The following is a 7080-nucleotide window of genomic DNA, read 5'->3' as shown; positions in this document are numbered from 1 at the left end:
TGTGTGGGTGTGAACGTTAACCACCGTGCGGCGTACGGCGGTGCCGTACCTACGGGGCCGACATATTCGTAGGACAGGCATCGCCTGCCGTGTGGGTGTGAACGTTAACCACCGTGCGGCGTACGGCGGTGCCGTACCTACGGGGCCGACATATTCGTAGGGCAGGCATTGCCTGCTGTGTGGGTGTGAACGTTAACCACCGTGCGACGTACGGCGGTGCCGTACCTACGGGGCCGGCATATTCGTAGGGCAGGCATTGCCTGCCGTGTGGGTGTGAACGTTAACCACCGTGCGACGTACGGCGGTGCTTGGTTCTACTGTTTTAATAGTGATAACAGGTGCTCTAATATTTTGCGCTGATCGCTATTAGTTACTTCAACTATATGTTTTTCTATTTGTTTAGCTACGCTTTCTTGTGCAGCTTCACACTCATCGTACAACTCGTTCGCTTGTTTTGTACTCAAGCCGCAACTGTTAACACCAAATTTAATTAGATGTTTTCGCGACCACCACTTACGACTGCCCATTAGTGTCAAGGCAGCACTATCATTCCATATATAAGCAGTCGTACTAATAACATCATAAGCAGGGGCGAGCCAAATGTTATTGATGTTGGTGTACAAGACCCCGAAATTTTTCAAGTGAGCATCTCCGTTTTGTAACGTTTGATTTATCACCATCATTTTAAAAAAAGAATGCATAGCATCATTTTTATGTTGCGGAGATACAAATGAGGAAATGGTTTTTATCATTTGTTCATAGCTACCTTCATATTTTTGCTCTCGACCGCGCGCTTGTAGTACCCCTATGTCTTCGAAGCCTAAAAAATCGCCCGTGTCAGTAATATCAAAGCGTTTCATAATAAAAAGAGCGGCATCATTCGACAAGTAAAACTCCGGTACGGGCACACCTGCTTCTTGTAAAACTCGCATACACCAGTATTCATTTAATGCCAACTGTGGATATTCAGGCCCCCATGCCTTAACAATGTAGTTCTCAAGTTTGAGGGTGGCTTTATTTAATACTTGCGCTAATACTTTCGGTTGTACCCCACTCACCGCGGACTGCAATGCAAAACGCTGTACTAGTTCATCAAAAAGCTTCTGGTTTTCAGGATATAGCAGCTCATCAAGGGTTAAAGGCGGCTTATTATTAATAGTTTCTTGATATTGCAACCTGCCTCGAATGCCAACGGACATTAATTGCAGTAAACCAAAGTCATTTGCAGCAATTAACTTGCTAAAATGCCGCTTTATCAACGCTAACAAGTAACCTTCTGGTAAGTGCATTTCAAAAATAGGATGCAACTGCGTATGCACATAGTCGCGAGCTCTTACAGGCATAGTAAGTGAAACAAACTGCTCTGCAGTTGCCGTGTTGTTATAACTGAATACACAGCTGCCATGTTCTTGTAGCAATGTTCCTGCGGCTTGTTGGCTTACTAACACACTTAATTTATTGGGCATCGAGGAGCTCTTCAAAAGTTGGGAATGGCGATTGCTCACGCAAACTTAATTCGTAACCCAAATAATCAAGCATTGCGAGTACCTTTTTTAGTCCAATATCTGTAGCACGCCCAGTTTCAAATGCACTGAGTGTGGATCGTGATATTTTTAAATGCTCGGCCATTTGTGCCTGCGTTATATTTTGTTCTTTTCGTAAGCTTTGCACTTTTTGAGCTAGTGAGTAGAAATCCATAGGCGTCCAATATATTAAACATTTTTCATGTATTTAGAGATAATGTAGGATATTTTGTACACTCGATCAACTTTATTGCTGATAAAAACACCAGTGGCGAGCGGCGTCATGCAATGCATGACCTACGATGTTTCTATTACCGCGTTATGTCCGTTTATCGCCATGCCCGTAGGGCAGGCACTGCCTGCTGTGTGGGTGTGAACGTTAACCACCGAGCGGCGTCATGCAATGCATGACCTACGATATTTCTATTACCGCGTTATGTCCGTTTATCGCCATGCCCGTAGGGCAGGCACTGCCTGCTGTGTGGGTGTGAACGTTAACCACCGAGCGGCGTCATGCAATGCATGACCTACGATGTTTCTATTACCGCGTTATGTCCGTTTATCGCCATGCCCGTAGGGCAGGCACTGCCTGCTGTGTGGGTGTGAACGTTAACCACCGAGCGGCGTCATGCAATGCATGACCTACGATGTTTCTATTACCGCGTTATGTCCGTTTATCGACATGTTCGTAGGGCAGGCATTGCCTGCTGTGGATGTGAACGTTAACCACCGAGCGGCGTCATGCAATGCATGACCTACGATGTTTCTATTACCGCGTTATGTCCGTTTATCGCCATGCCCGTAGGGCAGGCATTGCCTGCTGTGTGGGTGTGAACGTTAACCACCGAGCGGCGTCATGCAATGCATGACCTACGGTGTTTCTATTACCGCGTTATGTCCGTTTATCGACATGTTCGTAGGGCAGGCACTGCCTGCTGTGTGGGTGTGAACGTTAACCACCGAGCGGCGTCATGCAATGCATGACCTACGGTGCCACCGTATACGTAGGGCATGGCATTGCCTGCCGTTAATCCATTGGTTGTTGTTATTCGTTAACCACCGTGCGGCGTCATGCAATGCATGACCTACGATGTTTCTATTGCCGCGTTATGTCCGTTTATCGCCATGCCCGTAGGGCAGGCATTGCCTGCTGTGTGGGTGTGAACGTTAACCACCGAGCGGCGTCATGCAATGCATGACCTACGATGTTTCTATTGCCGCGTTATGTCCGTTTATCGCCATGCCCGTAGGGCAGGCACTGCCTGCTGTGTGGGTGTGAACGTTAACCACCGAGCGGCGTCATGCATTGCATGACCTACGATATTTCTATTACCGCGCTATGTCCGTTTATCGCCATGCCCGTAGGGCAGGCACTGCCTGCTGTGTGGGTGTGAACGTTAACCACCGAGCGGCGTCATGCAATGCATGACCTACGATGTTTCTATTACCGCGTTATGTCCGTTTATCGCCATGCCCGTAGGGCATGTGCTACACCCACAAATCGTGTATGGGGGTTTCGGGGCTGTAATGGTGGGCGATTTGGGCTTGGAGTAATTCGGCGGCGCTGAGGGCGTCGATGACGGCGTCGTGGGGGCGGTACCAGGGTAAATTGTAGCGTTTGCGCGAGTCGGCGAGGCGTATGGAAACGGGCCTGACGCCGCGAAAACGACGCCAAATGGAGCGGCTTTGGTAACGGTGCAGGCGTGCTTCAAGTTCCATGGTGTCGATAACCGGAAATTCGATGCCTTCGCCCAGGCGGTTTTTCAAGGCTTCGTGGAAAAACGCCCGCTCGATACCACGGTAATGCACCACCATAACCCGCCCGGCCATTTCTTCTAGTAATTCGTCGACGATGTCATTGAAATCGGGCGCGTTTTCTATTTGTGTGTGGGTAATACCGTGAATAACCACTGAGCTGTCTAATAAAGCCCGGCGTGGTTTGGTTACCCAAAACTTGGCCACACTATGGTTAATACGCGACAGAGTCATGGGCATGCAGCCAACGCTAACGATACCGTGGCGGGCGGGATCAAGGCCGGTGGTTTCAAAGTCGAGCGACAATAAGGGCACGTCGCGAATCGGTGTTTCGGCACTGGCAATGCCCGCAGCATAAAATCGCTTCAACCGCGGGTCGCGGGCTTTACGCTCTAATTCTTCGTAGCGCCCACGCCAGTCGTTAATGCTTTCCAGCAGTTCTTCGTCGAGCTCGCCCTCGCACACATGGGGCTTTACTTTGTCTTTATCTAAATAAAACATGCGTTAGCTGAGCCCCATTGGGTACTGAAAGCGTAAAAACTTCTGCGAATTGCTCAGTATTTGGAAGGCGTCTTTAAGGTTATTACGCTCGAAATCTGACAGCTCGTCGGGTGCGACGTTGTTATTAGGCTCGTCGCCCCGTTGCAGCGCCAAGGCCTGATGGCGAATGCGCACCATGGAAATAAATTCCAGCGCGTCGCGCAAGTCGGCCGCGCGGCCTTTAGGCAAAATATTGGCTTCGTGAATGTCTTCTAAACGAGCAAAACTATTGCGCCGCTTCGAGCCCACCGCCAGCGCATGCACCCGAATTAAATCGGCCAAGGGCGCAGTGCCACGGCGTTTGGTGTTAATTGAGTTATTGTGTTTACCGTCTTTTTCCATCACAAAGCTTTTAAAGAAACCCAGTGGTGGCGTACGATTTAAGGCATTGCGCGCCATACAAGCTAAGAAACGTTTACTGCGCTTAGCCCGCTTACGAATTAAATCGTTGAGCATGTCGGCGTAGTCGGTACGACCCCACACTCCTTCTAAATCGAAAAATATCGAACTGTGCAGCAAGCTTTCTGGGCACGGATTGTCGATCCAATCGCTGAAATACTTCTTCCATTTCGCCAGCGGTTGGCGCCACTGCAAGTTAGTGGCCATAATATTGCCTGTGCAATAGGGGTAACCACAGGCGTCGAGGCCGTCGCAGACAAATTGCGCTAGCTCGCGGAAATAGTCGTCGTGCAGCTCGGGCACAAAGCGGTCGCTAAGCACCAAGGCGTTGTCTTGGTCGGTAACAATAAGCTGTTCGCCACGAGCCATAGACCCAAGGGCTAGAAAACAATAAGGCACCGGCGCTGGGCCCAGTTTTTCTTCTGCCAGTTCCAGCAGGCGCTGCTTAAAACTACGGCCGATAACCGCCATGGCTGAGCCGATCATGCGCGAGTTGGCGTCTTCTTCCACCAAGCGAATAAAGCTACCACGCACGTCGTCTACCAAACAAACCAATTCTTCGACGGTGTTTTGTTTGAAAATATTACTAACCACAAACAGGCTGCTTTTCGATTCGTAATGTACCAGATCGGAAATTGACAGCACGCCAATGGTTTTCTTTTTGTTCACCACTGGTAAATGGCGCACGTTGCGGCGCAGCATAATTAGCATGGCTTCGAAAATGCGCTGGTGCGATTCAACAAACACCAAACCTTCGGTCATGATGTCTGACACGGGTGTTTGGTCGCTTAAGCCCACCGCCAGCACTCGGCGGCGCAGATCTTTGTCGGTAATAATACCTACTGGCAAGTCGGCGTTGTTGTTGTGTACCAGCAGTGACGAAATGTCTTCTGCGGTCATGAGCTCGGCCGCTTCGCGCACCGTGTTGTTGCAACTAATGGTAACTGGCTCGCGCGAAACGAGGCTGGCAATAGTGGCGGTCATTAAATCGCTGGCTTTACGGGTACGGGACACCGTGCGCTTAAGGCGTTCGCGATCTTCAATTTCTACCGCGTCGGCAAATTCTTCGTATTCGTCGTATAAGCGGCTGAATTCTTTACCGGGAATAAAGTAAATAAGCGAGTCTTCTAGCGCCGTAACCGGGTAACGCACGCGGCCATTACGCAGCAGCCCGCCTTCGCCAAAAAACCCACCTTCACTAAGCCGGTTATGCAGTTCGCCGGTGCGGGTGAGTACTTCCACGGCACCGCTGCGCACCACATGTAAGTCTTTCACATGCTGATTATATTCGAGTATTTGGCTGCCGTGCTTAAAATAACCCACTTCAACCACCGCAGCTAAACGTTCTAGCTCTTCGTCGGGCAACTCGCGAAAGGGCGGGTAAGGACGAAGAAAGTCGAGCACTTCCAAATGTTCAGCTTGCATGTAACTTGCTCCTTAAGACTTTTTCAGCTTTCGGGCTGCTTTTGGCCGTGGCTCTTCCATGAGGCCTTTGACCAGCGACACACAGCTAACCAACAGCACAATGGCAAAGGGAAAGCCGGTAGAAACCGCCATGGCCTGCAGTGCCACTAAGCCACCACCGAGCATAAGCACGATGGCCACCACCCCTTCAAATGTACACCAAAACACCCGTTGTGGTGTTGGTGCATTCACTTTGCCGCCAGCGGCAATGGTGTCGATAACCAATGAGCCTGAGTCGGACGAGGTTACGAAAAAGATAACCACCAACACAATACCGACAAAGGGTGACCAAGAAATCCACCAGGCCCAATAAAAGGTGCTCCAACCATGCATATAGCTGGTGTCGGTGCGGCCAATAGGGTTCGCTAAGGCCGGCAAGGCCGTTATGTAGGCGTAAATATTGCCGAAAAAGCCCGTAACAATAGCCAGCGTTGGGCCAACAATAATGACAAACAGCATAAGCAAGGCTGCTAACCCGAGGTTAATTTCTGACAGGCGTTTTACCCCGGCATTCAAGCCAGCCATAACCGACACTAAGGCAATCATGGTAATAGCGACAATGAGCAGCACTTTCATGCCCACCCCTTCTGGGGTGCCGAACAGGTAATTCATACCCGCGGCCGCTTGTGAGGCCCAAAAGCCGAGCGAGGTAGCCAGGCCAAATAAGGTAGCCAGCACGGCTAAAATATCAATAACATGCCCTGGCCAGCCCCAAATGCGCTCGCCCAAGATTGGGTAGAAAATGGAGCGAACCGTTAGTGGCAAGCCTTTATTGTAGGAGAAAATAGCCAAACCCAGCGCCAAAATGGCATAAGTAGCCCAAGGGTGCAGCGCCCAGTGATAAATGGTAGCCGCCATACCTAACCGCCGTGCCGCTAAGGCGTCGCCTTCAGCCCCGGCCAGAGGTGCCGCGCTGGTGCCTTCATAGGCCGCGGTGAAATGCGTGAGGGGCTCGGAAACACCGTAAAACATTAAGCCAATGCCCATACCCGCCGCAAACAACATGGCAAACCAGCTGAGGTAGGAAAAATCGGGACAGGCTTCCGTGCCACCAATACGCACTCGGCCTAAAGACGAAATAATTAAGCCAATGGCCAGCAGCACGAAAATATTGGTGGCGACCATAAAGAACCAGTCTAGGTTCGACGTTAACCAATTACGGGTGCTGGTAAAAACTGGCTCGGCTTCCGCCTTGAAGAATAAGGTGATGGCCACGAAAACAATGACCATTAAACCTGAAATGAGGAACACGCGGTTGTGAATGTCGAGGCTAAAAGGGCCCACTTTGAATGCAATATTGTCTTGCCCGATTTGATAGTCTGTATTAATTAGTTTTGCTTCGCCGTCGGGTTTAATCGACTCGTTCTCGCTGTCTGGCTGCGCCATTGACATTCCTTTT

5 protein-coding genes are annotated in these 7080 nt (G+C 50.3%); all 5 read right to left on the bottom strand.

Features of this window, described 5'->3' with window-relative positions:
- Positions 1–314: 314 nt before the first annotated feature.
- The 5 genes from M1L23_RS09475 to M1L23_RS09455 all read right to left on the bottom strand — a co-directional run bounded on the left by M1L23_RS09475 (position 315) and on the right by M1L23_RS09455 (position 7067).
- The gene (locus tag M1L23_RS09475; protein ID WP_252627114.1) at positions 315–1466 is read right to left on the bottom strand and encodes a type II toxin-antitoxin system HipA family toxin; all 1152 of its coding nucleotides are present in this window, start codon (positions 1464–1466) and stop codon (positions 315–317) included.
- Entirely contained in the window at positions 1456–1698 is a 243-nt protein-coding gene (locus tag M1L23_RS09470; RefSeq protein WP_252627113.1) for a helix-turn-helix domain-containing protein, read from the bottom strand. The genes M1L23_RS09475 and M1L23_RS09470 overlap by 11 nt, the downstream gene beginning before the upstream one ends.
- Before the next feature lie 1313 nt (positions 1699–3011).
- Positions 3012–3779 carry a 3'-5' exonuclease gene (locus tag M1L23_RS09465; RefSeq protein WP_252627112.1) on the bottom strand — a complete coding sequence of 256 codons (768 nt, stop codon included), beginning with the start codon at positions 3777–3779 and terminating at the stop codon, positions 3012–3014.
- A 3-nt stretch (positions 3780–3782) separates the two neighbouring features.
- Positions 3783–5642, bottom strand: coding sequence for a DUF294 nucleotidyltransferase-like domain-containing protein (locus M1L23_RS09460; RefSeq protein WP_252627109.1), 1860 nt, complete (start codon positions 5640–5642; stop codon positions 3783–3785).
- A gap of 12 nt (positions 5643–5654) precedes the next feature.
- Positions 5655–7067 carry a BCCT family transporter gene (locus tag M1L23_RS09455; RefSeq protein ID WP_252627108.1) on the bottom strand — a complete coding sequence of 471 codons (1413 nt, stop codon included), beginning with the start codon at positions 7065–7067 and terminating at the stop codon, positions 5655–5657.
- Positions 7068–7080 lie beyond the last annotated feature (13 nt).

Source organism: Aliidiomarina quisquiliarum (assembly GCF_023922585.1).
Classification (GTDB): Bacteria; Pseudomonadota; Gammaproteobacteria; order Enterobacterales; family Alteromonadaceae; genus Aliidiomarina; species Aliidiomarina quisquiliarum.
Note: the sequence above shows the minus strand (reverse complement) of the source record. Positions and strands in the feature narration are given on the sequence as shown.

Excerpts from the sequence above, each read along its gene's own strand:
- M1L23_RS09455 (WP_252627108.1), bottom strand. The coding sequence starts at position 7,067 with ATGGCGCAGCCAGACAGCGAGAACGAGTCGATTAAACCCGACGGCGAA.
- M1L23_RS09465 (WP_252627112.1), bottom strand. The coding sequence starts at position 3,779 with ATGTTTTATTTAGATAAAGACAAAGTAAAGCCCCATGTGTGCGAGGGC.
- M1L23_RS09475 (WP_252627114.1), bottom strand. The coding sequence starts at position 1,466 with ATGCCCAATAAATTAAGTGTGTTAGTAAGCCAACAAGCCGCAGGAACA.
- M1L23_RS09470 (WP_252627113.1), bottom strand. The coding sequence starts at position 1,698 with ATGGATTTCTACTCACTAGCTCAAAAAGTGCAAAGCTTACGAAAAGAA.
- M1L23_RS09460 (WP_252627109.1), bottom strand. The coding sequence starts at position 5,642 with ATGCAAGCTGAACATTTGGAAGTGCTCGACTTTCTTCGTCCTTACCCG.